Genomic DNA, 25,939 nt, shown 5'->3' with positions numbered 1-25,939 from the left:
TCGAGCGCCGCCCGCCGCGACGGACACGGGCGGCGGCATCCTCCTTCGGAGGCGCGGTCCTACTTCGTCAGATTGGGATTGGCCGGCACCTGCTGCGGCGGTATCGGCGACGCCGCGAGGGACTGCGGCGACGTGGGGCTCGCCAGGGCCGACGGGGCCGCCACCCCGGCCGCCGGGTCGGCGGGGGCCGCCTCCGTGCCCGCCAGCGGCAGCCCGCCGACGATCTGGATGCCCGCGGCGTCGAACGCCTGCTTGATCCGCCAGCGCAACTCGCGCTCCACGCCCAGCGCCTTGCCCGGCATCGTCTTCGCGCTCACCCGGATCGTCATCGAGTCGAGCAGGACGGAGTCCAGGCCCAGGATCTCCACCGGGCCCCAGAGCCGCTCGGCCCAGGGGTCCTCCTTCGCCATCTTCTCGGCGACCGCGGTGATGACCTCGCGGACCCGCTCCAGATCCTCGGTCGGCCGGACCGTCACATCGACACCGGCCGTGGCCCAGCCCTGGCTCAGGTTGCCGATCCGCTTCACCTCGCCGTTGCGGACGTACCAGATCTCGCCGTCGTCGCCGCGCAGCTTGGTCACCCGCAGCCCGACCTCGATGACCTCGCCGGACGCGACGCCCGCGTCGATGGTGTCGCCCACCCCGTACTGGTCCTCCAGGATCATGAAGACGCCGGAGAGGAAGTCGGTGACCAGATTGCGCGCGCCGAAGCCCAGGGCCACACCGGCGACACCCGCCGACGCCAGCAGCGGGGCGAGATTGATGTTCAGCGCCCCCAGCGCCATCAGCGCGGCCGTGCCCAGGATCGTGAACGACGTCACCGACCGGAGCACCGATCCGATGGCCTCGGAGCGCTGCCTGCGCCGTTCGGCGTTGACCAGCAGACCGCCGAGGGCCGTGCCCTCGACCGCCGTGGCGCTGCGGTTCATCCGCTCTATCAGCTTGGTGATGGTGCGCCGCAGGACATGGCGCAGGACGAGCGCGATGACCACGATCAGCAGGATGCGCAGGCCGACGCTCAGCCAGGTGGACCAATTCTCCTCGACCCAGCCCGCGGCGTCGTTGGCTCGTTCCGCGGCCTCGTCGAAGGTGGCGGTCCCGGACGACGGGTCCGGGGCCGGCGCGGCGGACAGGGACACGGCGGGAACCTCCTGGAAACACGGGCGGGACCAACCACACTAACGGGGCATCGCGCGCCCGCGGCTGCCGTGCGGGAGGGAGAGACACTCCTCACCCGGCGGCGCGGCGAGAAGTCCCAGGAAGGCGCGGTGACGGGGACGTACCAGGTCAGGGGTCGTGGGGGAGATGTGGGCGAAAACACTCCGAGCCCGTTACCAAGACGTGGTGGCGTTCCGACCAGGCATGAGGGGAGACTGGGACAGATCGTCCCGGCGCGAGCCACGCGCCGCCGGCGTAACTGGAGGCACCGTGCCACATGTCCTGGTTCTCAACGCGTCGTACGAGCCGCTCGGCGTCGTACCGCTCCGCCGCGCGCTCGTCCTCGTCCTGGAGAACAAGGCCATCTGCCTCGAGGAATCCGGCGCCTTCCTGCACAGCGAGACCGTGGTCCTGCCCGCGCCCAGCGTCGTACGGCTGAAGCGGTTCGTCCGCGTCCCCTACCGGGGGCCCGTCCCGCTCACCCGGCGCGCGCTCTTCGCCAGGGACGGCGGACGCTGCATGTACTGCGGCAGCGTCGCCACCAGCGTCGACCACGTCATCCCGCGCAGCCGGGGCGGGAAGCACGTGTGGGACAACGTGGTGGCCGCCTGCCGCCGCTGCAACCACGTCAAGGCCGACCGGCACCTGCGGGAGCTGGGCTGGAGACTGCGCCACCAGCCCGCGCCGCCGTCGGGACTCGCCTGGCGGATCATCGGGACCGGACACCGGGATCCGCGCTGGATGCCGTATCTGCAACCCTTCGGCGCCGAGGACGCGGTGGCCCGGATCGACGGCATCTCTGCCTAGGATCCGGGCCTTCGTCGTCCCCGGGGCCGGTGGGCTCCGCACCCGGGGCGAGCGGCCGGCCCGCCCGGGGCGGGGGACCGCCCCGCGTGGCCGTCGCGCGTGGCCGCCGCGCCCCTTTTCACCCGTTGTGATAGGCAGGGGGGCCGACTCCCGCCCAAGGGACGCGGCGTGACCGGGGGCACGTTTACCGGACCCGTACGTCTGCGACCGTGCCGACTGGGTAGGGCTGCTGTGTCCCGTTGTCCGAGTCGTCCTTGGAGGCGCCGTCATGGCCGCATCCGCACAGCTGCTCCTCTCCGCCCTCTCCAAACGCCCGGTTCCTGGTGACCCGGCCGGTGAGGAACCCCTCGCCGTCACCCTGCCCGGACCGCTGACCAGCGACATCCCGGGCCCGCTCACCAGCGAACCGCCCCTCGCCGACGCCGCACCCCTCACCAGCGAGCCCCCGCTCGCCGATGCCGCCCCCCTCACCAGCGAGCCGACCGCGCCCGGTACGGCCGGTGGCACGGAGTTCTCAGGAGTCTGAATGGGCCGCCTGGCCACGCTCGCGGCGCTGCACGGTGTCGCCACCGTCCACTCGCCCGGCCCCGACGTCACCGTCCCGGTCCCCGACGAGACGGTCGTTGCGGTGCTCGCCGCGCTGGGTGTCGACGCGTCCACGGACGAGGCCGTCCGGGCCGAGCTGACCCGCGCCGAGGCCGCCGCCGCGAGCCGCCTGCTGCCGCCCACCGTGGTCGTGTGGACCACGCCCGACCCCGACGCCTCCGCCGCCGTCCTGCCGCCCGCCCTGCCACCGGCGCTGGCCGACCTGCCGCCCGGCACGCTCCTGCGGGTGGAGACCGAGTCCGGTGACACCGTCGAGTGGCCCGCGCCCGACACGGACCCCGTACCGGCCCCCGGAGGCCGCTCCTGGCCCGGACTGCCCCTCGGTGTGCACCGGCTGGCCGCCGTCGCCCCCGACGGCCGTACGGCGGGCGCCGTGCTCGTCGTCGCGCCGCGCGAGGTGCCGCAGCCGCCGCCGCGTACGCACGGCTTCCTCGTCCAGCTCTACTCCCTGCTGTCCACCCGCTCCTGGGGCATGGGCGACCTCGGCGACCTCGCCGAACTCGCCGTCTGGTCCGGCCGCGAGCTGGGCGCCGGATTCGTGCAGATCAACCCGCTGCACGCCGCCGTCCCCGGCGACCCGACCGACCCCTCGCCGTACCGGCCCTCCTCGCGCCGCTTCCCCGACCCCGTCCATCTGCGGATCGAGGCCGTTCCCGAGTACGCGTACGTCGGCGGCCGGGGCGCGGCGGCGCTCGAAGGGCTCCTGGAGCGGGCCGCCGGGCTGCGCGCCGCCGTCCTCGACAAGGGCGCGCTGATCGACCGCGACGCCGTGTGGCAGCTCAAGCGCGAGGCCCTGGAGATCGTGCGCGAGGTCCCCCTCGGCCCCGGCCGCCGCGCCGCCTACCACCACTTCCTGGCCGAGCAGGGCCAGGCCCTGGAGGACCACGCGACCTGGTGCGCCCTCGCCGAGACGCACGGCCCGAACTGGCGCGCCTGGGCGCCGGGGCTGCGCGACCCGCGCTCCGCCGAGACCGGCCGGGCCCGGCACGAGCTGATCGACCGCGTCGACTTCCACAGCTGGCTGGCCTGGCTCACCGACGAACAACTCGCGGCGGCGGGCCGCGCCGCCCACGACGCGGGCATGGCCGTCGGCATCGTCCACGACCTCGCGGTCGGGGTGCACCCCGACGGGGCCGACGCCTGGGCGCAGCGCGACGCGTTCGCCGACGGGATGTCCGTGGGCGCGCCGCCGGACGCCTTCAACGCCCACGGCCAGGACTGGGGGCTGCCGCCGTGGCGCCCCGACGTCCTCGCCGCCTCCGGCTTCGCCCCGTACCGAGGACTGCTCCGCGGCCTGCTGAGGCACGCGGGCGCCCTGCGGATCGACCATGTGATGGGCCTGTTCCGGCTCTGGTGGGTCCCCGCGGGCGCGGATCCCACCCGGGGCACCTATGTGCGATACGACGCCGAGGCGATGCTCGCCGTGCTCGTCCTGGAGGCGCACCGCGCGGGCGCCGTCGTCATAGGAGAAGACCTCGGCACGGTCGAGCCCGGCGTACGGGAGGCACTGCACCGCCGCGGGGTGCTCGGCACCTCCGTGCTCTGGTTCGAGCGCGACTGGCAGGGCACCGGGCGTCCGCTGGCCCCGGAGAGCTGGCGCGAGGACTGCGTCGCCACCGCCACCACCCACGACCTGCCGTCCACCGCCGCGCGCCTCACCGGCGAGCACGTGGAGCTGCGGCACCGGCTGGGGCTGCTGGCGCGCCCCCTGGAGGAGGAGCGGCGCGAGGAGACCGCCGAGGTCGCCGACTGGCTCACCACCCTCACCGGGCTCGGCCTGCTGCCCGCCGACGGGGCCGACGAGGAGGAGCGGATCCGCGCGGTCTACCGCTTCCTGCTGCGCACCCCCGCCCGCATGGTCGGCGTCTGGCTGCCGGACGCGGTGGGTGACCGCAGGCCGCAGAATCTGCCGGGCACCTGGGACCAGTATCCGAACTGGCGGCTGCCGGTCGCCGACGCCGAGGGCCGGCCGATGACGCTGGAGGAGCTGGCCGCCTCGCCCCGACTGCACGCCCTGATGGGCGTCTTGCGGCCCTCTGTGGAGAATTGACACCTTGTACGGGACCCCCGGGCGCGCGCACGCCCCACGCGTTCGCTACGTTGGCACCGTGGACAAGAAGAACGCCCTGCGCGCCGGTGCTCTCGTGGCCGGAACGACGCTGATGATGCTGCTCATGTCGTCCCCCGTGCTCGCCGCCGCCCGCGACGACGGCGACGACCCGGGACCGGGTCTGACCGTGGGGGAGACCCTCGGTCTCTACGTGGCGGCGCCGCTGCTGCTGTTCGCGGTGATCGCCGGTCTGGTGATGGTCCTCGACAAGTCCAAGAAGGAGCACCGGGTCTGACGCCCGCCCTCTTCTGAAGGCGCCGCACGGCACAGGTGTGCCGTGCGGCGCCTTTGTGTCCGGTGACTGTTCAGTTCCGGCGAACGAATCCGCGCCGACCTTTCGATGCCGACCTTTCGATCCCTGCGGCCCTCGGCGTGACAGGGTGACGGCATGACCGAGTGGGACATCAAGAAGCTCCGCATCCTCAGGACGCTGCGCGAGCGCGGCACCGTCACCGCGACCGCCGAGGCTCTGCTGATGACCCCGTCGGCCGTGTCCCAGCAGCTGACCAACCTGGCCAAGCAGCTCGGCGTACCGCTTCTGACGGCACAGGGCCGGCGGGTACGGCTGACCGACGCCGCGCATCTGGTGCTGCGGCACGCGGAGGTGGTCTTCGCCGAACTGGAGCGCGCGGACGCGGAGTTGGCCGGCCATCTGCGCGGTGAGACGGGTGAGGTGCGGATCGGCGCGTTCTCGACGGCCGTGCCCGCGCTGGTCGTTCCGGCCGTGCGGCATCTGCGCGCGGTGGCGCCGGGGCTGGTGGTGCGGGTCAGGGAGGCGGAGGCGGCGCACGCGTACGAGCTGCTGTCCGCCGGCGCGGTGGATCTGGCGCTGTCGCTGGCCGCCCACGCGCCGACCGCCCGGGATCCGCGGTTCAGCCGGCTCCCGCTGCTCGTCGACCCGCTCGACGTGGCGCTGCCCGCCGGGCACCGGTTCGCCGACGCGCCGGGGCTGCGGCTGGCCGACCTCGCCCAAGAGCCGTGGATCTACGGCGGCAGCGGCCCCTGGTCCGAGATCACGCTCGCCGCGTGCGAGGCGGCCGGCTTCGTGCCCGAACAGGCCCACAGCGCGGCCGGCTGGACGGCGATCCTGGCGATGGTCGACGCGGGCATGGGCGTCGCCCTCGTACCGAGGATGGCGGCTGCCGAACAGCGCCGCGACGGGGTCGTGACCCGGATCCTCAGCGCTGACCAGCCACGTCGCCATGTGGTGGCGGCGGTACGGCGCGGGGCGGAGGGCGGTCCGGTGGTGGGGCGGGTGCTGGCGGCGCTGCGGGAGGCGGCGCAGGCACGTACAACCGTTCAGCTCGGCTGAACGGACCTGTCGAAAACATTCGATGGACCGGGGGCGGGGGCGGGCGCGACAGTCGAGACATGACTCCGGAAACGCACCAGAACGCGAGCACCCCGCACGACACCACCTACGACGCCCACGACGACCCGCACGCCCACGACGCCCACGACGACCCGCACGCCAACGACGCCCACGACGACCCGCACGCCAACGACGCCGCGCCGTACGGCGGTGGCGACCCGTACGCCGACTACCGCGCCGGTGACTTCCCCTTCACCGAACTGGTCGACCTCGCCGACCGGCGGCTCGGCGCCGGTGTCGTGGCCGCCAACGACGAGTTCTTCGCACAGCGCGAGAATCTGCTCGTGACCGAACGCGCCGTCTTCGACCCCGAGCGCTTCGGCCACAAGGGCAAGATCATGGACGGCTGGGAGACCCGCCGCCGCCGGGGCGCGGACGCCGGTCACCCGTTCCCGGCCGCCGACGACCACGACTGGGCGATCGTCCGCCTCGGCGCGCCCGGCGTCATCCACGGGATCGTCGTCGACACGGCGCACTTCCGGGGGAACTACCCGCAGCGGATCTCCGTGCAGGCGGCCTCCTTCGACGGCGCGCCGAGCCCCGAACAACTGCTCGCTCCCGGCGTGGTGTGGCAGGAACTGGTGGCGCCCACCCCCGTACGCGGACACGCCGCCAACGGCTTCACCGTCACCTCCGGCCGCCGCCAAACCCATCTGCGACTGCGGCTGCACCCCGACGGCGGCGTGGCCCGGCTGCGCGTCCACGGCGAGGTCGTGCCGGACCCCGCGTGGCTCGAACTCCTCGGCACGATCGACCTGTTGTCGGTGCTCAACGGCGGTGTGCACGAGGACGCCTCCGACCGCTTCTACTCCTCGCCCACGCAGATCATCCTGCCCGGCACGTCCCGCAAGATGGACGACGGCTGGGAGAACCGGCGCAGGCGCGTGCGCGGTACGAACGACTGGGTACGGTTCCGGCTCGCCGCGCAGGCGGTGGTGCGCGCGGTGGAGATCGACACGGCGTATCTGAAAGGCAACTCGGCCGGCTGGATCGCGCTGCACGGCCGCGACGGCGAGAGCGGGGAATGGCTGGAGCTGATTCCGCGCACCCGCCTCCAGCCGGACACCGCGCACCGATTCGTCCTGCCCGCCCCCTCGGTGGTGACACACGTCCGCCTGGACGCCTTCCCGGACGGCGGCGTGGCCCGGATGCGGCTGCACGGCTCGCTGACCGAGGCGGGTGCGGCGGAGTTGCGCGCGCGCCACGAGAGGGGCACCGCGCCACACCCGGGGCCTGTCGGCTGATCGGCTCGGCCGACCGCCTCGCCCGACCGCCTCAGTTGGTCGCCTCGGCCGACCGCCTCAGTTGATCGCCTCGATGCGCTCCATGTGCTCCTCGCCCCACTCGCCGAGCGGCCCCAGCGCGGTGTTGAGCGTCCGGCCGAACCCGGTCAGCGAGTACTCCACCTTCGGCGGGACCTGCTGATGGACCTTCCGGTGCACCAGCCCGCTCAGCTCCATCTCCCGCAGCTGAAGGATCAGGATCCGCTCACTGATACCGGACACCGACCGTCTCAACTCACCGAAACGCAGCGGCCCTTCATCGAGCGAGAACAGGATCAGCCCTTTCCATTTGCCGCCCATCACGGCGATGGCCGCGTCCAGGCCACAGGTGTACTTCCGGTCGTCCACCGGCGTGCTCCTCACGAACAGGAATGTCAGTACTGACAGAAATGTCGGTACTTGATCATATGTATGTGACCACCCCAGCATGGAGCAACCGCCGCACCGCGCGGCCGAGTTCTGGATGGGAGCCCCCGTATGCCCGAGGACAACCGCGTCCCGCCCCGTACGCCCGTGACCGTCGTCGGTCTCGGCTCGATGGGCTCGGCACTGGCCGAGGCGTTCGTCGCGGCCGGACACCCGACGACCGTCTGGAACCGCGACCCCGACAGGGCGGCGCCGCTCGTCGCCCTCGGCGCGACCCACGAGAGCGCGGTAGCGGCGGCGGTCGCCGCGAGCCCGTTGACGGTCACCTGCCTGAGCACGTACGAGGTCACGCTCGACGTGCTGGCACCGGCCGCCGCCGCGCTCGCCGGCCGCACCGTGGTCACCCTGAACAGCGGGACCCCGGCCGGCGCCCGCAGGACGGCCGCCTGGATGGCCGGCCGGGGCGCCCGATTCCTCGACGGCGCGGTGAAGAACGTACCGGCGGCCGTCGGGGAGCCGGACACGCTCCTCTACTACAGCGGCGACCGCGCGGTCTTCGACGACCATGTGGAGACGCTGCGCGTGCTGGGCGGCGACACCGTCCATCTCGGCACCGACGTGGATCTCGCGGCGCTGTACGAGTCGGCGGTGGGCGCCACGCTCCTGCCGGCCCTGGTCGGCTTCTTCGAGGGCGCCGCGCTCGTCACGGCCCGCGGACTGCCCGCGCGCACACTGATCCCCTACAGCGTGAAGTGGCTGGAGGCCATCGCCGCGATTCTGCCCACACTGGCGGAGGAGATCGACACCGGTGACTACACCGAGGCCGCCTCGTCCGTCCGCCTCTTCCACGACGCCATCCCCCACGACGCCGAGCTGGGCGCCGAGGCGGGCATCGACATCGCCTGGCACGCCCCGTTGAACGACCTGATCCGCCGTGCGGTCGCGGCGGGCCACGCCGACCACAGCGTCTCGGCCCTGGTGGAGGTCCTCAGAGACCCCCCGAGAGCCGGGTGAACCCGGTCGGGGGGCGGCCCCGAAGAGCCGCCCCCCGACCTCGTCACCTGGTCACCTGGTCACCTGGTCACCCCGGCGTGCCGCTCAGCTCGCCGCGCCGTCCGCCGCCTGGGCGCGCATCGCGCGTTCCACGCCCGCCCGGGACTCCGACATCAGACGCCGCAGCGCCGCGTTCGGCGCCGCCGTCTCCAGCCACGCGTCCGTCGCGTCCAGGGTCGGCTGCCCGATCTGGAGCGCGGGGTACAGGCCCAGCGCGACCTGCTGCGCCATCTCGTGGCTGCGCGAGTCCCAGATGCCCTTCACCGCGGCGAAGTACTTCTCCGCGTACGGCGCCAGCAGCTCGATCTGGTCCGTCTGGACGAAGCCGCCGATGACCGCCTCCTGGAGCGCGTTCGGGAGCTTGTCGGACTCCACGACCGACGCCCACGCCTCGGCCTTCGCCTCCTCGGTCGGCCGCGCCGAACGCGCCGCCCCGGCGTGCCGCTCGCCCGCCGCCGTACGGTCGCGCTCGTACTCCGCGGCGATCTCCTCCTCGTCGAACACCCCGGCCGCCGCCAGCCGCTGGACGAACGCCCAGCGCAGCTCGGTGTCCACGGCCAGCCCCTCGACCGACTCCGAACCGTCCAACAGCCCCTGGAGCAGGTCCAGTTGCTGCGGTGTACGGGCCGTCGCCGCGAAGGCCCGGGCCCAGGCGAGCTGATGGTCGCTGCCCGGCTCCGCCGTCCGCAGATGCGCCAGCGTCGCATCCGACCACTGCGAGAGCCCCGCCTCGCGCCACTCCGGCGCCGCGTACAGGTCCAGCGCGAGCTTCACCTGGCGGTGCAGCGACTGCACGACGCCGATGTCCGTCTCCTTGGCGATGCCCGACAGGACCAGCGCCAGGTAGTCACGTGTGGCGAGTTCGCCGTCACGCGTCATGTCCCACGCCGACGCCCAGCTCAGCGCGCGCGGCAGCGACTCGGTGAAGTCCCCGAGGTGCGCGCTGACGACCCGCAGCGACTCCGCGTCGAGACGGACCTTCGCGTAACTCATGTCGTCGTCGTTGAGCAGGATGACCGCCGGGCGCGGGGTGTCCGCCGGGAACTCCACCCGCGTCAGCTCGCCGTCGACGTCCAGCTCGATCCGGCTGGTGCGGACGAGCTTGCCGTCCCCGTCCAGGTCGTAGCAGCCGATCGCGATGCGGTGCGGGCGCAGCACCGGCGTGCCCTTCGCGCCCGGGGGCAGCGCCGGCGCCTCCTGCCGTACGGCGAGGGAGACCACGTTCCCCGCCTCGTCCAGCTCGATCTCCGGCCGCAGGACATTGATGCCGGCCGTCTCCAGCCAGGCCTTCGACCAGGTCTTCAGATCACGGCCGGAGGTCTGCTCCAGCGCGCCCAGCAGATCCGACAGGCGCGTGTTGCCATACGCGTGCGCCTTGAAGTACGCCTGTACGCCCCGGAAGAACTCGTCCTGACCGACATACGCGACGAGCTGCTTGAGGACCGAGGCGCCCTTCGCGTACGTGATCCCGTCGAAGTTGACGCGCACGTCGTCCAGATCGGCGATCTCCGCCATGATCGGGTGCGTCGACGGGAGCTGGTCCTGCCGGTACGCCCATGTCTTCATGGAGTTGGCGAACGTCGTCCACGCGTGCGGCCACCGCGAGTCCGGCGCGTGCGCGAGGCACGCCATGGAGGTGTACGTCGCGAACGACTCGTTCAGCCACAGGTCGTTCCACCACTCCATGGTGACCAGGTCGCCGAACCACATGTGCGCCAGCTCGTGCAGGATCGTCTCGGCGCGCATCTCGTACGCCGCGTCCGTCACCTTCGACCGGAAGAGGTACTGGTCGCGGATGGTGACGGCGCCCGCGTTCTCCATCGCGCCCGCGTTGAACTCCGGCACGAACAGCTGGTCGTACTTGTCGAACGGGTACGCGTAGTCGAACTTCTCCTGGAACCAGTCGAAGCCGAGCCGCGTGACCTCGAAGATCGCGTCCGCGTCCAGGTACTCGGCGAGCGAGGGCCGGCAGTAGACGCCGAGCGGCACCGACCGGCCGTCCTTCTCGTACGTGCTGTGCACCGAGTGGTACGGGCCGACGATCAGCGCGGTGATGTACGTCGAGATCCGCGGCGTCGGCTCGAAGCGCCACACGGTCCCCTCGGGCTCCGGCGTGGGGGAGTTCGAGACGACGGTCCAGCCCTCGGGGGCCGTCACGGTGAAGCGGAACGTCGCCTTGAGGTCCGGCTGCTCGAAGTTGGCGAACACGCGCCGCGCGTCCGGCACCTCGAACTGCGTGTACAGATAGGCCTGCTGGTCGACCGGGTCGACGAACCGGTGCAGGCCCTCACCGGTGTTGGTGTACTCGCAGTCCGCCACCACCGTCAGCTCGTTCGCGCCCTCACGCAGATGACGCAGCGCGATACGCGAGTCCCGGAAGACCACGGCCACGTCCAGCGGCTTGCCGTTCAGCACGACCTCGTGCACGGCGGGCGCCACCAGATCGATGAAGGTCTCCGCCCCGGCCTCCGCGCTCCCGAAGCGCACCGTCGTGACGGACCGGTAGGTCCCGCCCTCCTGAGCGCCGCTGAGGTCGAGGTCGATCTCGTACGAGTCAACGGTGAGGAGGCGCGCCCGCGCCTGCGCCTCTTCGCGGGTCAGATTTGTGCCAGGCACCCGGTCATCTCCTCGGATCGGTACGTTTTCGCCCATCCTTCCATGCGGACCCGGTCCACCGCCCGGCGGTAATCACGTCGCCCCGGGCCGACTTCGCGCCGACTTCGCCCCGACTTCGCGTCGGCCCGGAGCCGTACCGCGACGTCCGAAAACCGCCGGTCAAGCACGCGCGTGGGCGCGAGGCTCGGACGCATGACACAGCACACCGCACGGCCCATCGAGCCCACCGTCCTCAAGGAACTCCGCGACACCGACGACGGGGGCGCCACCAGCAGCCCCTACACCGACACCGAGGGCGGCGCCCCGCTGCGCTGCTGTCTGCGGCGCAGCCGCGCGGGCGAGCGGATCGCGCTCGTCACCTACGCCCCGCTGCGCCGCTGGGCCGCCGAGACCTGGGCCAGGCCGGGCGCGTACGACGAGCAGGGCCCGGTCTTCATCCACGCCGACAGCTGCGAGGGACCGGCCGCCGACCGGGCCGGCTACCCCTTCGACAGGGCGGGGGCGCTGCGCACCGTGCGCCGCTACGACTCCGAGGGGCGGATCGTCGGCGGCCGGCTGCTGGAGATCCCCGAAGCCGCCGAGGAGGGCTTCGACGAGGCGTTCGCCGAGGCCTTCGCGGACCCGGAGGTCGCGCTCGTCCATGTACGCGCCGTGGAGTACGGCTGCTTCCTGTACGAGGTCCGCCGCTGACGGCCGGGACGGCGGCCGTCCCGGCCGTCAGCGGTCGTGGTGGCGTCGGGGGGCGCGGTCGTGACGGCGGGGCGGCCCGCCTCCGTGGAAGGCCGGCCGCCCCGCTCGGTGGAGAGGCGTCCTCTGTAGGAGAAGGCGGCGCTCAGCCGCGCGGCTCCGCCGCGACCAGCTCGGCGATCTGCACCGCGTTCAGCGCGGCGCCCTTGCGCAGGTTGTCGTTCGAGACGAACAGCGCCAGTCCGTTCTCCACCGTCTCGTCGTCGCGGATGCGGCCTACGTAGGAGGCGTCCTTGCCGGCCGCCTGGAGCGGTGTCGGGATCTCGGACAGCTCGACGCCGGGGGCGTCCTTCAGCAGCTCGTACGCCCGCTCCACGCTGATCGGGCGCTCGAAGCGGACATTGACCTGGAGGGAGTGCCCGGAGAAGACCGGCACCCGTACACAGGTCCCGGAGACCTTCAGCCCCGGGATCTCCAGGATCTTGCGGGACTCGTTACGGAGCTTCTGCTCCTCGTCCGTCTCGAAGGAGCCGTCGTCCACGATCGAGCCCGCGAGCGGCAGCACGTTGAAGGCGATCGGGCGCTTGTAGACGGTGGGCTCGGGGAAGTCGACGGCGTCGCCGTCGAAGGTCAGCCGGTCGGCGTTCTCGACGACCTTGCGGGCCTGGTCGTGCAGCTCGGCGACGCCCGCGAGGCCGGAGCCGGACACGGCCTGGTAGGTGGTGGCGACGAGCGCGGTGAGACCCGCCTCGTCGTGCAGGGGGCGCAGCACGGGCATCGCGGCCATCGTGGTGCAGTTCGGGTTGGCGATGATGCCCTTGGGCCGGTCCGCGACCGCGTGCGGGTTGACCTCGGAGACCACCAGCGGGACCTCGGGGTGACCGCGCCAGGCGGACGAGTTGTCGATCACGACCGGGCCCTGCGAGGCCACCTTCTCGGCGAGCGCCCGGGAGGTGGCGCCGCCGGCGGAGAAGAGCACGATGTCCAGGCCGGTGTAGTCGGCGGTCGACGCGTCCTCGACGGTGACGGGCTCGCCCCGCCACTCGATGGTCGAGCCCGCCGAACGGGCGGAGGCGAACAGCCGCAGCTCGTCGGCCGGGAAGTTCCGCTCGGCCAGGATGGTGCGCATGACTGTGCCGACCTGACCGGTGGCTCCGACGATTCCGACCTTCACAGGGACTCCTCCGTACGTACATGCGGCCCGGGTGCCGCGTCCATGATGCGTCTGTCCGAGGCCGCCTTGTCCAATCCATTCCGCCGGTCGGGACGGGTGCGACGCCGCTCACACGGCCGGCCGCACGTCCCGTCACGTGTCATGCCACGGGTCCTGTCACGCGTAAGGGGCGGGCGCCCGTACGGACGCCCGCCCCCTCCTTACGTATGACCCGCCGCTACGGCAGGACCTTCTCGATCACGACACTGCCGGTGCCCGCGGCCGTACCGCGTGCGTTCAGCAGCTGGACCTCGCCGAAGAACTGCCGGCCCTCCGGAGCCGCGCCGGCCACCGTCACCTCGGCGGAGACCTCCGCCGACGCGCCGTTGGCGAGCTTCACCGGAGCGTCGCCGACCGTGACCTCGCCGAGCGACGCCGAGTAGAAGACGTCCCGGTAGTCGTACTCGGTGGTCCCGGCCGGGACCGAGTAGCCGGCCACCACGAAGGTGTACTCACCGGCTGCCGGCTCGATCAGGCTGACGGCCTCCTCGGAGTCGCCGTCGGCGGCCTGGCCGACGAGCACGCCGTCCCTGAAGACCGCGAGGTCCAGGTCGGCCGAGGCGTCCGAGGTGCCGCCGATGGCGACGTCCAGGCGCTCGACGCCCGCACCGAGGGTGACGGTCGTCTCCTTCTCCTCGCCCTGGCCGATCGAAGGCCGGTCGACCTTCGCCGAGCCGAGCGAGCCGCCCGCGAGCTTGCCGTCGATGGCGGCGAACTTGTTGGTCACGGTCCAGTCGACCGGGGTCGGCGTACCGATCTTGGCCTCGGGGAGCGTGGTGACCGCCGGGTCGAAGGAGGCACCCAGCACCGTGACGTCCAGCTTGTACGGGTTGTTCAGCAGCGGCGACGTACGACGCGACTCGACCTCGATCTCCCAGACGCCCGGCGTCGGGTCCGCGTACGAACGCAGGTCCGGACGGCAGGTGTTGGCCGGGTTCTCGTAGTTCGGGTAGCAGAAGATCGTCGAGCTGTCCTCCATCTGCACACCCTGCGGGTGGAGGCTGATGAAGCGGGTCTGGCTGCCCTCCGCGAGTCCGCCGAGCGCGACCTCAAGGGTCTTGGCGCCCTCAGGGACGGTGACGAAGTACGACTCGGTGCCGTTGCGCTCGACCGAGCCCAGGGACGAGTACGTGAACGAGGGCTTCGCCAGCTTCTTCGAGACGACCACCGTGGTGAGGATCTGCTTGTCCACACCGGTGGTGGAGCGGTCGTCCAGCTCCAGGATGGCGCTGTGCGCGCCCGCCTGGTCGGGCTTGGCCTGCACGGTCACGGTGACCGCCTTGTTCTTCGGCAGCTTGACCTTCTTGCCGCTCAGCAGCTTGAAGGTGCCGTCGTTGTACTTCCAGTTGAGCTGGTGCTCCACCAGGCGGTTGGGGCCGGTGGTGCGGGTGATGGTGACGTCGTACGTCCGGCTCTTGCCGGCCTGGAGGCCGCCCTCGCGGTCGTACACACCGGTGCCGAAGCCCGGGGTCTTCAGCGCGAAGTCGATCGACGTGTCGACCGGGGCCTTGACCGCGTACTCGTGGGCCTTGGCGCCGTCCTGGATCGAGTCCCACGCGCCGACGACGTCGATGAGGCCCGCGCCCTGCTCGTGCGCCTTCTTGCCGGCGATCTTGGTGGCGGTGGAGGTGAGCGCCGTCCGCAGCTTCGCGGGCGTCAGCTCGATCCCCTCCTGCTTGGCCGCCGAGAGCAGCAGCGCGCTCGCGCCGGTCGCCTGCGGCGAGGCCATCGAGGTGCCCTGGAGCATCGAGTAGCCGGGCGGCAGGGTGTAACCGGCCTCGGCGACGGGGCCGCCGGGGTACCAGGTCTGCGTGGTGTTGATGGCGGCGCCGGGGGCCGTGATGATCGGCGCGAAGCCACCGTCCTCACGCGGACCGCGGGCGGAGAACGGCATCATGTCGTAGTCGACCGTGGTGACCGAACCGTAGTTCGCCGCCCAGGTCTCCTTCGAGATGGAGGCGCCGACCGAGATGACCTTGTCCGCGACGGCGGGGTCGCTGATGGTGTTGGTGCCGGGGCCGTCGTTGCCCGCGGAGATCACCAGCTGGACGCCGTAGGTGTCGATGAGCCGGTTGTACAGCTCGGCGCGCGCGTTGTTGCCGTCGTTGAGACCGGGCAGTCCGCCGATGGACATGTTGACGATGTCCACGCCGCGCTCGATGACGAGGTCGGCCATGCCCTCGGTGAGGGCGATGTTGGTGCAGCCGCCGCTCCAGGTGCAGGCGCGCGAGGAGACCAGCTGGGCGCCGGGCGCCGCGCCGTTCATCTTGCCGCCGAACAGGCTGTTGGCCGCGGTGATACCGGCGACGTGCGTGCCGTGCGAGCCCTCGATGACACCGATGTTGACGTAGTCGGACTTCACACCGGCGTTGTTGACGACGTCCTCGCGGACCTCGACGACGAACGGGATGCGCTCGACGATCTCGGTCTTCGGGTTGTCCTCGCCGAAGTAGCCGACCTGGAAGCCGTTGCGGTACGGCTTCATGATCTTGTCGTTGCCGAACTTGGCGTCGTTGTTGAGGTCGACACGCACGGTCCGGGTGCCCGGGTCGTACAGCATCGCCCACACGTCGGTGGTGTCGCCGTCGCGGTTCAGGTCCCCGGCCATGTCGCCGCCGCGCGTGGCGGACTCGGCGAACAGGTTGAACTTGTAGGAGCCGGCGGGGGCCGTGTAGGCACGGTTGTTGACCGTGAACGACGGGCCCTTGACGTCGAGCTGCATCGGACGCCAGGTGCCGTCACCGTCGTTGACCGGGTCCGTCGCCGTGACCCAGTCGACGATCTTGCGCTCGCCGGTGCTGGTCTTCTGGAGCGAAGGGTGACCCAGGTCGATGCCGGAGTCCAGGATGCCGATGGTGACCCCGCGGCCGTCGGCCTTCGGGTGCTGCTTGACGAAGTCCACCGCACCGGTCTCGAAGGACGGGTTGAACGGGTTCTTCGCCGGGGTGTTCGCGCCGGGCGCCACCGACGCCTTGGCGCCCTTGGCCTTCGCCGCGCCCTTCACCGTGTCGGCGGCGGGCGTCGGGTCGTCCAGCTCGATCTCGTGCTTGAGGTCGATGCCGTGGACGGAGGAGAGCTTCCCGGCCGCCTTGAGCGCGGCCTCGGCCTTGCCGGTGGGCAGGGTGGCCCGTACGTAACCGAGCTTGTCGTACGTCTTGCCGACCACCGCGCCGGAGACGGCGTCGAACTGGTCGGAGACCTGCTCGGTCTGGCCCGGGGCCGTGGCCACCATGACGGTGACGTTCTTCTCGCCCTCGGCGACGGCCTTGTCGAGCAGGTCGACATCGGCCGAACCGAGCTTCTTGGAAGCGGAGTCGGCGGGTTTCACCGGTGCGGAGGCGGCCGGGTCGTCGGCAGCCGGAGCGGCGAAGACAGGCAGTGCGCCGGTGGCTATCAGCGCGGCTGCGAGGCCCGTGGCGGCGGCGACCCGAGCCACGCGTCTCGGACCGGATATGGAGCTCTCGGATTCGGAGGTCATCAGCATCCCTGCTTGTGAAAGAGACAGTCCGGATTTCGGTACCGGATGACCGCTCAGCTTTGCGTAAATGACCAGGGTTTGTGGAGAGCTGTCGATGCCGGGAATCGGCGGTGGCGTACATCCGCCACCGCGCCGCATCCGCCATCGAGGACCAACCGCCTTATATGCGGGCTTTTTGGCGCCCTGCCGGTGCCGGTGGCCGTCACCTCGGGAGGACGACCACCCGCGCCGGGGGCTCCCGGTCGGCCGCCGCGAGCAGGGCCGTACGCACCACGGTCGCCTGCAACTCAGGCGAGTCCCGCAGCTTCCCGGGCGTCAGATGGACGACCGCGATGCCCAGCCGCTCCAGATGCTCACGCTTGCGGGCGCACCGCGACCACTCGATGTCGTCCTGCGGGGTGCGCCCGTGGCGCGGGGCGCGGGTGTCCAGCTCCACCGCGACCGCGTGGTCGGGCCAGTAGGCGTCCAGGCCGCCGAGATGCGGGCCGCCCGGCAGCCGCAGGTCGACGTTCCAGACCGGCTCGGGGAGCCCGTACGTCCGCACCATCTCGTACAGCCGGCCCTCGGCGAGCGCCCGGCCGGCGGCGAGCAGCGCGTCCACGGCGGCCACGACATGCGGTCGGCCCAGCAACCGGGCCTGGCCCAACTCCCGTACGACGGCGGCCGGTTCGCAGTGCGCGGCACGTACCGCCTCGGTCAGCAGCCGGCGTACGGCCGCCGCGTCGGTGAGCCCGGCGACCGCGTCGGCCAGGGCGCGCGCGACGGGCGCGACGGGCAGTCCGGTGACGCGCTCGGCGGCGGGCAGCGCGTGGGCGCGCACGATACGGACGAAGCCCGTGGAGCGCAGCCGGCGGGTACGGGGGACGAGTACGTCGATGTGGGGCAGGGCGGTCAGCGCGGGGGCGGCGGCGAGACCGTGCAGGGTGAGTGCGGCGAGGCCGGTGATCATGGCGGCGTCCGTCGGGACCACCGACTCGGCGGGCTGCGCGGGGACATTGCCGCGCGCCGCACCGGGCGCCGGGCGCCGCCCCGCGTACAACAGCGCGCCCCGCAGGCGCTCTTCGCCGGTGGGCGGTCCCTGACGCAGCAGGAACACCCCCGGCAGCAACTGCTGCCAGGGCCCCCCGGGCGCGCAGCGCGCGGCGGCCCGGGCGGCGCCGACACCGTGCTCACGCAGCTGCGCGGCGGACAGCACGCGCGACCGCGCGCCGTCGAGGTGGCTGAGCGGGGAGGGGGTTTCGCCGCCCCGGGAGGTGAAGGAGTTGTTCATGCCCGGGACTTCCCCGCGAACGCCCCACCCGCTAACCGCTGTTACGAGCCCGTCGACAAACCCGGACAAGCTCGCCCTAAAGTACGGACGTTCGACTGCCGACCAGACGGCGCGCGTCCGGCTGCCCCCGATCCACCGGCGCACTCGGCCCGCGCCCCGGCCCGGGCCGGGGCGCCCCGGCTACCCCGCCCGCTTCGCGCGCGCCGCGCCCCGGGCCGTCACAGCTCCGCCGCCGCCGCGTCGCATGCCTGGGCGGACAGGGCTCGGGCCAGGTCGTCCCGGGCCTCGAGTACCAGGCGGCGCAGGGCCGGTGGGGACTCGGGGTGGGTGGTGAGCCAGGTGTCCGTCGCGTGGAGCGTTTCCTCGCGGTCCTGGAGGCTCGGGTACAGGCCCCGGACCACGTCCATGCCGATCTGGATCGAGCGCGCCGCCCATACCCCTTCGATCGCCTCGAAGTACTTCCGCGCGTACGGCGCGGTCAACTCCCGCTGCCCCGGCTGCGCGAAGCCCGCGATCGTCGCCTCCACCAGCGCGTTCGACAGCGCGTCGGAGTCCACGACGTCCGCCCACGCGGTCGCCTTGACCTCCGCCGAGGGCCGCGCCGCCAGGCAGCGGACCTGGTGGCGCTTGCCGGACGCCGTGTCGTCGCGGGCCAGTTCGGCCGCGATCACGGATTCGTCCGCCAGACCGTGCGAGGCCAGCGGGCGCAGGAAGCTCCAGCGCAGCTCCTGGTCGACGTCGAGACCGTCGATCTTCGCCGTGTTGTCCAACAGGCCCCGCAGCAGCTGGAAGTCGGCGTCCGAGGTGGCCGTCGACGCGAAGAACCGCGCCCAGGTCAGCTGGTGCTGACTGCCCGGCTCGGCCAGCCGCAGCTCCCGCAGCGCGCCCTCCGCCAGCGCGGCCCCGCCTTCCTCGCGCCACCCCGGCGCCGCGTAGTGGACCAGCGCGCCCAGGGCCGAGGCGTGCAGCGTCTGGAGCACACCGATGTCCGACTCGCGCCCGGCGAACCGCAGCACCAGGCCGATGAAGTCCCGGGCCGGCATCAGAGCGTCACGCGTCAGATTCCACAGCGCCGACCAGCACAGCGCCCGCGCCAGCGGGTCGGTGAGTTCGCCGAGGTGCTCGCGCAGCGTCTCCAGCGAGCCCTCGTCGAAACGGATCTTGCAGTACGTCAGGTCGTCGTCGTTGACGAGGATCAGATCGGGCCGCTCGGCCCCGGCCAGCTCCGTGACGACCGTGCGCGGCCCCTCGACGTCGACCTCGGCCCTCGCGTACCTGACCAGCTCAGCGTCCACGCTCTCGCGCCGGTACAGCCCCACGGCCACCCGGTGCGGGCGCAGCTCGGGATGGGAGTCGGCGGCCTCCTGGAGCACCGCCAGCTCGGTCACCCGCCCGGAGGCGTCGTAGATGACCGCCGGGGTGAGGGAGTTGACGCCCGCCGTCTCCAGCCAGGAGCGCGACCACGACGTCATGTCGCGCCCCGACGTCTCCTCCAGCACGGACAGCAGATCGCCGAGGCTGGTGTTCCCGTACGCGTGCCGCTTGAAGTAGCGCCGCGCGCCCTCCAGGAACGCCTCGCGCCCGGCGTACGCGACGAGTTGCTTGAGCACCGACGCGCCCTTGGCGTAGGTGATGCCGTCGAAGTTGAGCTTGGCGTCCTCCAGGTCACGGATGTCCGCCGTGACCGGATGGGTGGACGGCAGCTGGTCCGCGCGGTACGCCCACGACTTGCGGCTGTTGGCGAAGGTGACCCAGGCGTTGGTGAAGCGCGTCGCCTCCGCCAGTGACAGCGCGCCCATGAAGTCGGCGAACGACTCCTTCAGCCACAGGTCGTCCCACCAGCGCATCGTGACGAGGTCGCCGAACCACATGTGCGCCATCTCGTGCAGGATGACGTTCGCGCGGCGCTCGTACGACGCCTGGGTGACCTTGCCCCGGAACACGTAGTCCTCGCGGAAGGTCACACAGCCGGGGTTCTCCATCGCGCCGATGTTGTACTCCGGCACGAACGCCTGGTCGTACTTGCCGAAGGGGTACGGATAGTCGAAGTTGTCGTGGAAGAAGTCCAGGCCCTGCTTGGTCACCCGGAAGATGTCGTCGGCGTCGAAGTGCCGGGCGAGACCCTTGCGGCAGAGCGCGCCGAGCGGGATCTCCAGGGTGGAGCCGTCGGGGAGCGCGCGCCGGTACACATCGGTGACGTGGTGGTACGGCCCCGCCACGACGGCCGTGATGTACGTCGAGATGGGCCTGGTCGGGGCGAACGTCCACCGCCCGGTCCCGGCGCCGGACCCCGTCGCCGCACCGTTGCTCCAGACCGTCCAGCCCTCCGGCGCGGTCACCTCGAAGGTGAACGGCGCCTTCAGATCGGGCTGTTCGAAGTTGGCGAAGACCCGGCGCGCGTCGGCCGGTTCGTACTGCGTGTAGAGATAGACCTCGCCGTCCTCCGGGTCGACGAAGCGGTGCATGCCCTCGCCCGTCCGGCTGTACGCGCACTGCGCGTCCACGACCAGCACATTCTCGGTGGCCAGCCCGAACAGCGCGATCCGTGACCCGTCGAACACGACGGACGGGTCCAGCGGGCGCCCGTTCAGCGTCACGGACGTCACGCTCGGCGCCACCAGGTCGGCGAAGGTCGCGATGCCCGGCTGCGCCGACCGGAAGCGGATCGTCGTCACGGAGCGGAAGGTGCGTGCCGCGTCGCTCCCCGGCGAGTTGTCCGGCGTCTCACCGACCGCCGAACGGAGGTCGAGGGCGACCTCGTACCCGTCGACGGAAAGCAGCTCGGCCCGCTCATGGGCCTCGTCGCGGGACAGATTCTCACCGGGCACGGGCACTCCTTCGTGTGCGTGTTTTTGCCTACAACGGTTCGAATTCTCCCACGCGGCACCCGGGGTACAGGTGCCGGGAATGACTGCGGCGCCCCGTGGCGTTGCCCGATACGTTGCCCATCAGCGGAGCGCACCCTTTCATTTCCGAGGAGACACCCCCATGACTGAGACCAAGGCCAAGACACCGGTCGACTTCTGGTTCGACCCGATCTGTCCCTGGGCCTGGATGACCTCCCGCTGGATGCTGGAGGTGGAGAAGGTCAGGGACGTCGAGGTCAGCTGGCACGTCATGAGCCTGGCCGTGCTGAACGAGTCGAAGCTCGACGAACTGCCCGAGCAGTACCGCGAGGGCTTGAAGGCCGCGTGGGGCCCGGTCCGCGTCGTGATCGCCGCCCAGCAGCTGCACGGCGACGAGGTCGTCGGCAAGCTCTACACCGCCCTCGGCACCCGTATCCACAACCAGGGCGGCGGCAACAGCCTGGAGACCGTCTCCGCCGCGCTGGCGGACGTCGGCCTGCCGGCGGACCTCATCGAGTACGCGGACAAGGACACGTACGACACCGAGCTGCGCGCCTCCCACAAGGAAGGCATCGACAAGGTCGGCCAGGAGGTCGGCACCCCGGTGATCGCGGTGCCCGGCTCGGACGGCGAGCAGATCGCCTTCTTCGGTCCGGTCGTCACCCCCGCGCCCAAGGGCGAGGAGGCCGCCAAGCTGTGGGACGGCACGCTGATGGTCGCGTCGATCCCCGGCTTCTACGAGATCAAGCGCACCCGTACGCAGGGTCCGATCTTCGACTGAGCCCGTCCGTCCCTCCGGGCTTGCTCCGGGCTTACGGCCCGCGCCGTCGCGCGCGGGCCGCGATCCCCTCGACGAACACGTCCAGGGAGAACTCGAAGAGGGTGTCCGGCGAGTCGGGCTCCAGCTCGCCGGCCCCGCCGAGGTGTGCCAACTCCACCTCGTCCACCGATCCCCCCGCTTCCCCTGACGATTCCGCCTTTCCCGCTTGCGCGCGCAGCCAGGGCGGCGGCGACTGCCCCAGCTCCGCCGGGTCCAGGTGGGCGGGCGGCCGGTCGTGGAGCGAGTCCGTGAATTCCACGAAGCCCACGACCAGCCTGATCGACTCCATGCACGCGCGGTAGGCGTCCTGCGGCGAGAGCCCGGCGCCCGCGAAGAACCCGATCAGCGCGTCCACGTTCCGCAGCATCACCGGATGCCGGGCGGCCGTGATGTTCTCGCTCAACGCCAGTGTGGTCATGCCCGGATGGGCCCGGTGATGGGCCCGCAGATCACGGCAGAACGCGCGCAGCGACTCCCGCCAGCGGCCGGGCGCCGGGTCCAGCTCCGGGGGCCGCCACGCCGCCTCGAAGATCTCGGCGGCGACGGTGATCAGATCGCGCCGGTCCTCGACGTAGTTGTAGAGCGCCCGCGGTGACACCCCGAGTTCGGCGGCCAGCGACCGCATCGTCAGCTCGGCGGCCCCGTGCTCCCCGAGGAAGTCCAGCGCCGCCCGCCCCACGGATTCCCGGGTGAGGGTGGCGCGTCCCTTGCGGTGGGTGGGCCGGCGCCGGGCCGGCGGATGGTCGCTGCTCATCAGGGCCCGAGGCTAACAACCGGCCGGGCCGGGCACTGAACTTCACACATGTTGACTTTAAGCTCATGGACGTCCAAGGTTGCTCAGGCAAGGCTCACCTAACCTCTCGCCCAGCCTCTTCCTGGAGTCGTACATGCGCCTGGCCGGCCTCGTCATGGATGTCACCCCGCTCCGCGAGAACCGCGACTTCCGGCTGCTCTACGCGGGCTTCGTCGGCGCCCTGTTCGGCACCCTGATGACGAGCGTCGCCGTCGCCGTACAGATCTACGACCTCACGGGCTCACCGCTCCAGATCGGCCTCGTCAGCCTCGCCCGCGCGCTCCCGCTGGTGGTGGGTGTCCTCGTGGGCGGTGTGCTCGCCGACCGGGTGGACCGCCGGAAGCTGATGCTCCTCACCCGGCTGCCGCTGACCCTCGTCGCCGCGGCCCTCGCGGTCAACGCCCTCCAGCCCGAGCCCCGGCTCTGGGTCGTCTACGTCGCGACCGGCTGCACCGGGCTGCTCGCCGGGCTCGGCGGGCCCGCGATGCTCGCCGCCATCCCCGCGCTCGTCGGCACCGAACGCCTCGCGGCGGCGGGCGCGTTGACGGCCGCGTCCACACAGTTCGCCGCGCTGCTGGGACCGGCCGTCGGCGGTCTGCTCATCGCCGGGCCCGGCCTCGCCGCCTGTTACGCCGTCGACGCGGCGGGATTCCTCGTCTTCTCGGTGGCGCTGCTCTTCGTACGCCCGCTGCCGCCCGCGAAGGACCCCGCGCCCGGCAAGGGCGTACGGCAGGCCTTCGCGGCGGTCGGCGACGGGCTGCGCTTCATCCGGGGGCACCGCCTGATCGTCGGGCTGCTGCTCATCGACGTGGCGGCGATGGTCTTCACGATGCCCCAGGCCCTCTATCCGGTGCTGGCCGACGAGCAGTTCGGCGGCGGCCCCGGTGTGGTCGGTCTGCTGTACGCCGCACCCGCGCTCGGCGCCCTCGTCGGCGCCGCGACCAGCGGCTGGACCGCCCGCGCCGGCGGCCACGCGCTGATCGGAGCCGTACTGCTGTGGGGTGTCTCCCTGACCGGCTTCGGGCTCACCTCGCTGCTGCCCCTCGCGCTGGTCCTGCTCGCCCTCGCCGGGCTCGGCGACCTCATATCCGAGACCCTGCGCTCGGCGCTCCTCCAGCACGGCACACCGGACGGTCTGCGGGGCCGGGTCAGCAGTCTGTGGATGGTCCAGGCGACGGTCTCACCGGCGCTCGGCAACGCGGCGGTCGGCTTCCTCGCGGAGCTGACGAGCGCGTCGGCCGCCGTCGTGACCGGGGGAGTGGTCTGCGTGGTGGCCGCGCTCGCGGTGGCTGCGGCCTTCCCGGCGCTCCGCCGGGCCACGCTCGCCGCGCCGGCCGAGTAGGGACGTACGGAAGGACCCCCGCGAGTCATGTCCTCGCGGGGGTCCTTCGTCATTCCGTCCGGCAGGTGAAGGTTGAGAAGACGATCACGAGCAGGACGCCTGTGGGGGTGGCCGGTCGCGTCAGGGCGCGAGCAGCAGGACGTCGTCCCGCTCCTTCGCCGCCGCGTAACGCCTGGCCACGTCCTGCCAGTTGACGACGCGCCACATCGCCTCGATGAAGTCCACCTTCTGGTTCTTGTACTGGAGGTAGAAGGCGTGCTCCCAGGCGTCGAAGACCAGGACCGGCACGGAGCCCTGCCCGACGTTGCCCTGGTGGTCGTAGACCTGCTCCACGATCAGCCTGCCGCTGACCGGCTCGTACGCCAGCACGCCCCAGCCGGAGCCCTGCGTCGTCGCCGCGGCCTTCGTCAGCTGGGCCTTGAAGCCCGCGAAGGAGCCGAACGACTCGGTGATCGCGTCCGCGAGGTCACCGACACCGTCGGCCGCCAGCGGCTCGCCGCCGCCGTTGTCGCCCGTCATGTTGTGCCAGTAGATCGAGTGGAGGATGTGGCCGGACAGATGGAACGCGAGGTTCTTCTGGAGGCCGTTGATCGCGCCCCAGGACTCCTTGTCGCGCGCCTCGTCCAGCTGCGCCAGGGTGTCGTTCGCACCCTTCACGTACGCGGCGTGGTGCTTGTCGTGGTGCAGCTCGATGATCTGCGGGTTGATGACCGGTTCGAGCGCCGCGTAGTCGTAGGGGAGTTCAGGGAGTGTGTAGATGGCCATGGCCGAGCCCTCCTGCTGCTTATTGCGCATCCTATGCAACTGCACGCTAACAGCAAGAGGGCCCGGTGTTGATCAGGCGCCGGTCCTGGTCCCGGAGTCCTGGTCCGGCCAGGTCCAGGTCCGGCCGAGTCCAGGTCCGGCCAGGTCCTGGTCCTAGTCCCCGGAGTCCGCCGTGTCCCGCGCCATCACCGCGATGTCCGGGTAGTCCGTCACCACCGCGTCCACGCCACGGCCGAAGTGCAGCGCGTACTCGGCGAAGGCGTCACCGAAGTCGTTGGGGTTCGTCCCGCGCCGGAACTGCGCGGGCAGGTACTGGTTCTCCGCCCGGAAGGTGTACGCGCCCACCTTCAGACCCGCCCGGTGCGCGTCCGCCAGCAGGGTGAACGGCTCCACGACCGACGATTTGTCCGGGCCGATCCAGTCCGCGTACCGCGCGATCCTCCGCAGCCCCTCCGGCGTCATCATGTCCTTGTACGTGGTGGGGTCACCCGCCGCGACCAGGTCGTACGGCGCGCCCGTCGTCCCCAGCGCCTGCCAGAGCGGCAGCCGCAGCCGCTCCTCGGCGAACGCGGCGAGACTGCTCGGCTCGAACGACTGGACCACGCACTCGTCGGCGCCCAGCCGGTGGCGCCGTACGATCCGCGCCAGCGCCGGCTCCAGGGGCAGCCCGATGGACCGGAAGTAGGTGGGGTGCTTGGTCTCCGGGAAGACGGCGATCCGGCGGCGGTGGCGCCGCGACAGCTCACGGGCCAGCTTCACGACCTCCTCGAAGGTCAGCACCGGCTCACGGCCGTCGAAGACGGTGTTGCGGTTACGGATCAGCGGCAGCCGCTCGACCGCCCGCAGGGTCTTCAGCTCGGCCAGCGTGAAGTCCTCGGTGAACCAGCCGGTCACCGGCCGCCCGTCGACCGTCTTCGTCGTCCGCCGGCCGGCGAACTCAGGGTGCTTCGCGACGTCCGTCGTCCCCCCGATCTCGTTCTCGTGCCGCACGACCAGCACATGGTCCTTGGTGGGGACGAGGTCGGGCTCGATCCAGTCGGCGCCGGTCTCCACGGCGTAGGTGTAGGCCGCCGCCGTGTGCTCGGGCCGCCAGCCCGCGGCACCCCGGTGACCGATGACGACCGGCCGGCCGGGGCGCGGAGAGGCAGCGGCGGCGGGCACCGCGCCGGCGGCGCCCACGGCGGTGGCCGCGGTGGCGGCACCGGCCGCGAGCAGTATCGAGCGGCGTCTGGGCTGTACGGACATACGGGTCTCCCTCGTCGGGCTCGTGAAGGTCGGCGGCAGCACGATAGGCGCGCGGACGGGCCGAGTTGGCCCGGTGCGCCCTGGATTCACCGGCTGTGCGACGGGTGGA

20 protein-coding genes are annotated in these 25,939 nt (G+C 71.8%); 10 read left to right on the top strand and 10 right to left on the bottom strand.

From position 1 onward, the window contains the following. Positions 1-59 precede the first annotated feature (59 nt). The gene (locus ACFYNU_RS00760; protein ID WP_356589929.1) at positions 60-1,139 is read right to left on the bottom strand and encodes a mechanosensitive ion channel family protein; all 1,080 of its coding nucleotides are present in this window, start codon (positions 1,137-1,139) and stop codon (positions 60-62) included. A 289-nt stretch (positions 1,140-1,428) separates the two neighbouring features. On the opposite strand from ACFYNU_RS00760, the gene ACFYNU_RS00755 reads away from it, so the two are divergent. The 6 genes from ACFYNU_RS00755 to alc all read left to right on the top strand — a co-directional run bounded on the left by ACFYNU_RS00755 (position 1,429) and on the right by alc (position 7,297). Continuing rightward, complete coding sequence (locus ACFYNU_RS00755) at positions 1,429-1,965, top strand: HNH endonuclease (protein WP_356589931.1); 537 nt, start codon at positions 1,429-1,431, stop codon at positions 1,963-1,965. 268 nt (positions 1,966-2,233) lie between these two features. Continuing rightward, complete coding sequence (locus ACFYNU_RS00750; protein WP_356589933.1) at positions 2,234-2,491, top strand: hypothetical protein; 258 nt, start codon at positions 2,234-2,236, stop codon at positions 2,489-2,491. Further along, entirely contained in the window at positions 2,492-4,621 is a 2,130-nt protein-coding gene (gene malQ / locus ACFYNU_RS00745) for a 4-alpha-glucanotransferase (RefSeq protein ID WP_356589935.1), read from the top strand. Positions 4,622-4,679: 58 nt separating this feature from the next. Then, a complete protein-coding gene (locus tag ACFYNU_RS00740) occupies positions 4,680-4,916 on the top strand; it encodes a hypothetical protein (RefSeq protein ID WP_356589937.1) in 237 nt (78 codons plus the stop codon). Between the two features lie 153 nt (positions 4,917-5,069). Beyond that, positions 5,070-5,993, top strand: coding sequence for a LysR substrate-binding domain-containing protein (locus ACFYNU_RS00735; RefSeq protein WP_356589939.1), 924 nt, complete (start codon positions 5,070-5,072; stop codon positions 5,991-5,993). Between the two features lie 59 nt (positions 5,994-6,052). After that, positions 6,053-7,297 (top strand): allantoicase, encoded by a 1,245-nt coding sequence (alc, locus tag ACFYNU_RS00730; RefSeq protein WP_356589941.1) that lies wholly within the window; start codon positions 6,053-6,055, stop codon positions 7,295-7,297. Positions 7,298-7,354: 57 nt separating this feature from the next. Here alc and ACFYNU_RS00725 read toward each other — a convergent pair whose 3' ends face one another. Then, positions 7,355-7,684, bottom strand: a complete 330-nt coding sequence (locus ACFYNU_RS00725) for a helix-turn-helix domain-containing protein (RefSeq protein ID WP_356589943.1) — start codon at positions 7,682-7,684, stop codon at positions 7,355-7,357. Between the two features lie 129 nt (positions 7,685-7,813). On the opposite strand from ACFYNU_RS00725, the gene ACFYNU_RS00720 reads away from it, so the two are divergent. Next, complete coding sequence (locus ACFYNU_RS00720) at positions 7,814-8,716, top strand: NAD(P)-binding domain-containing protein (protein WP_356589945.1); 903 nt, start codon at positions 7,814-7,816, stop codon at positions 8,714-8,716. Positions 8,717-8,800: 84 nt separating this feature from the next. Here ACFYNU_RS00720 and pepN (ACFYNU_RS00715) read toward each other — a convergent pair whose 3' ends face one another. Beyond that, entirely contained in the window at positions 8,801-11,371 is a 2,571-nt protein-coding gene (gene pepN, locus ACFYNU_RS00715; RefSeq protein ID WP_356589947.1) for an aminopeptidase N, read from the bottom strand. 192 nt (positions 11,372-11,563) lie between these two features. On the opposite strand from pepN (ACFYNU_RS00715), the gene ACFYNU_RS00710 reads away from it, so the two are divergent. Then, complete coding sequence (locus tag ACFYNU_RS00710; RefSeq protein WP_356589949.1) at positions 11,564-12,061, top strand: DUF1203 domain-containing protein; 498 nt, start codon at positions 11,564-11,566, stop codon at positions 12,059-12,061. Positions 12,062-12,203: 142 nt separating this feature from the next. Here the strand turns inward: ACFYNU_RS00710 and ACFYNU_RS00705 are convergent, their stop codons facing one another. From ACFYNU_RS00705 to pepN (ACFYNU_RS00690), 4 genes are all read right to left on the bottom strand, one after another. Beyond that, a complete protein-coding gene (locus tag ACFYNU_RS00705; protein ID WP_356589951.1) occupies positions 12,204-13,232 on the bottom strand; it encodes an aspartate-semialdehyde dehydrogenase in 1,029 nt (342 codons plus the stop codon). Positions 13,233-13,449: 217 nt separating this feature from the next. Then, complete coding sequence (locus tag ACFYNU_RS00700; RefSeq protein ID WP_356589953.1) at positions 13,450-16,755, bottom strand: S8 family serine peptidase; 3,306 nt, start codon at positions 16,753-16,755, stop codon at positions 13,450-13,452. Positions 16,756-16,951: 196 nt separating this feature from the next. Continuing rightward, positions 16,952-18,019 carry a hypothetical protein gene (locus ACFYNU_RS00695; RefSeq protein ID WP_356589955.1) on the bottom strand — a complete coding sequence of 356 codons (1,068 nt, stop codon included), beginning with the start codon at positions 18,017-18,019 and terminating at the stop codon, positions 16,952-16,954. Between the two features lie 218 nt (positions 18,020-18,237). Beyond that, positions 18,238-20,847 carry an aminopeptidase N gene (gene pepN / locus ACFYNU_RS00690; RefSeq protein WP_356589957.1) on the bottom strand — a complete coding sequence of 870 codons (2,610 nt, stop codon included), beginning with the start codon at positions 20,845-20,847 and terminating at the stop codon, positions 18,238-18,240. 160 nt (positions 20,848-21,007) lie between these two features. Between pepN (ACFYNU_RS00690) and ACFYNU_RS00685 the strand changes: the two genes are divergently transcribed. Continuing rightward, the gene (locus ACFYNU_RS00685; RefSeq protein ID WP_356589959.1) at positions 21,008-21,646 is read left to right on the top strand and encodes a DsbA family protein; all 639 of its coding nucleotides are present in this window, start codon (positions 21,008-21,010) and stop codon (positions 21,644-21,646) included. A gap of 31 nt (positions 21,647-21,677) precedes the next feature. Here the strand turns inward: ACFYNU_RS00685 and ACFYNU_RS00680 are convergent, their stop codons facing one another. Next, positions 21,678-22,439: a TetR/AcrR family transcriptional regulator gene (locus ACFYNU_RS00680; protein ID WP_356589961.1), complete on the bottom strand. Its 762-nt coding sequence runs from the start codon at positions 22,437-22,439 to the stop codon at positions 21,678-21,680. Positions 22,440-22,572: 133 nt separating this feature from the next. Between ACFYNU_RS00680 and ACFYNU_RS00675 the strand changes: the two genes are divergently transcribed. Beyond that, positions 22,573-23,820 carry an MFS transporter gene (locus tag ACFYNU_RS00675; RefSeq protein WP_356589963.1) on the top strand — a complete coding sequence of 416 codons (1,248 nt, stop codon included), beginning with the start codon at positions 22,573-22,575 and terminating at the stop codon, positions 23,818-23,820. A 120-nt stretch (positions 23,821-23,940) separates the two neighbouring features. Here the strand turns inward: ACFYNU_RS00675 and ACFYNU_RS00670 are convergent, their stop codons facing one another. Continuing rightward, on the bottom strand, positions 23,941-24,585 hold the full coding sequence (locus tag ACFYNU_RS00670) for a superoxide dismutase (RefSeq protein WP_356589965.1): 645 nt from the start codon (positions 24,583-24,585) through the stop codon (positions 23,941-23,943). 153 nt (positions 24,586-24,738) lie between these two features. Beyond that, a complete protein-coding gene (locus tag ACFYNU_RS00665; protein WP_356589967.1) occupies positions 24,739-25,830 on the bottom strand; it encodes a glycerophosphodiester phosphodiesterase family protein in 1,092 nt (363 codons plus the stop codon). Positions 25,831-25,939 lie beyond the last annotated feature (109 nt).

It is taken from the genome of Streptomyces sp. NPDC006643 (genome assembly GCF_042870175.1).
Taxonomy (GTDB): domain Bacteria; phylum Actinomycetota; class Actinomycetes; order Streptomycetales; family Streptomycetaceae; genus Streptomyces.
The sequence above is the reverse complement of the archived record's forward strand: the minus strand, read 5'-3'. Positions and strand labels throughout refer to the sequence as shown.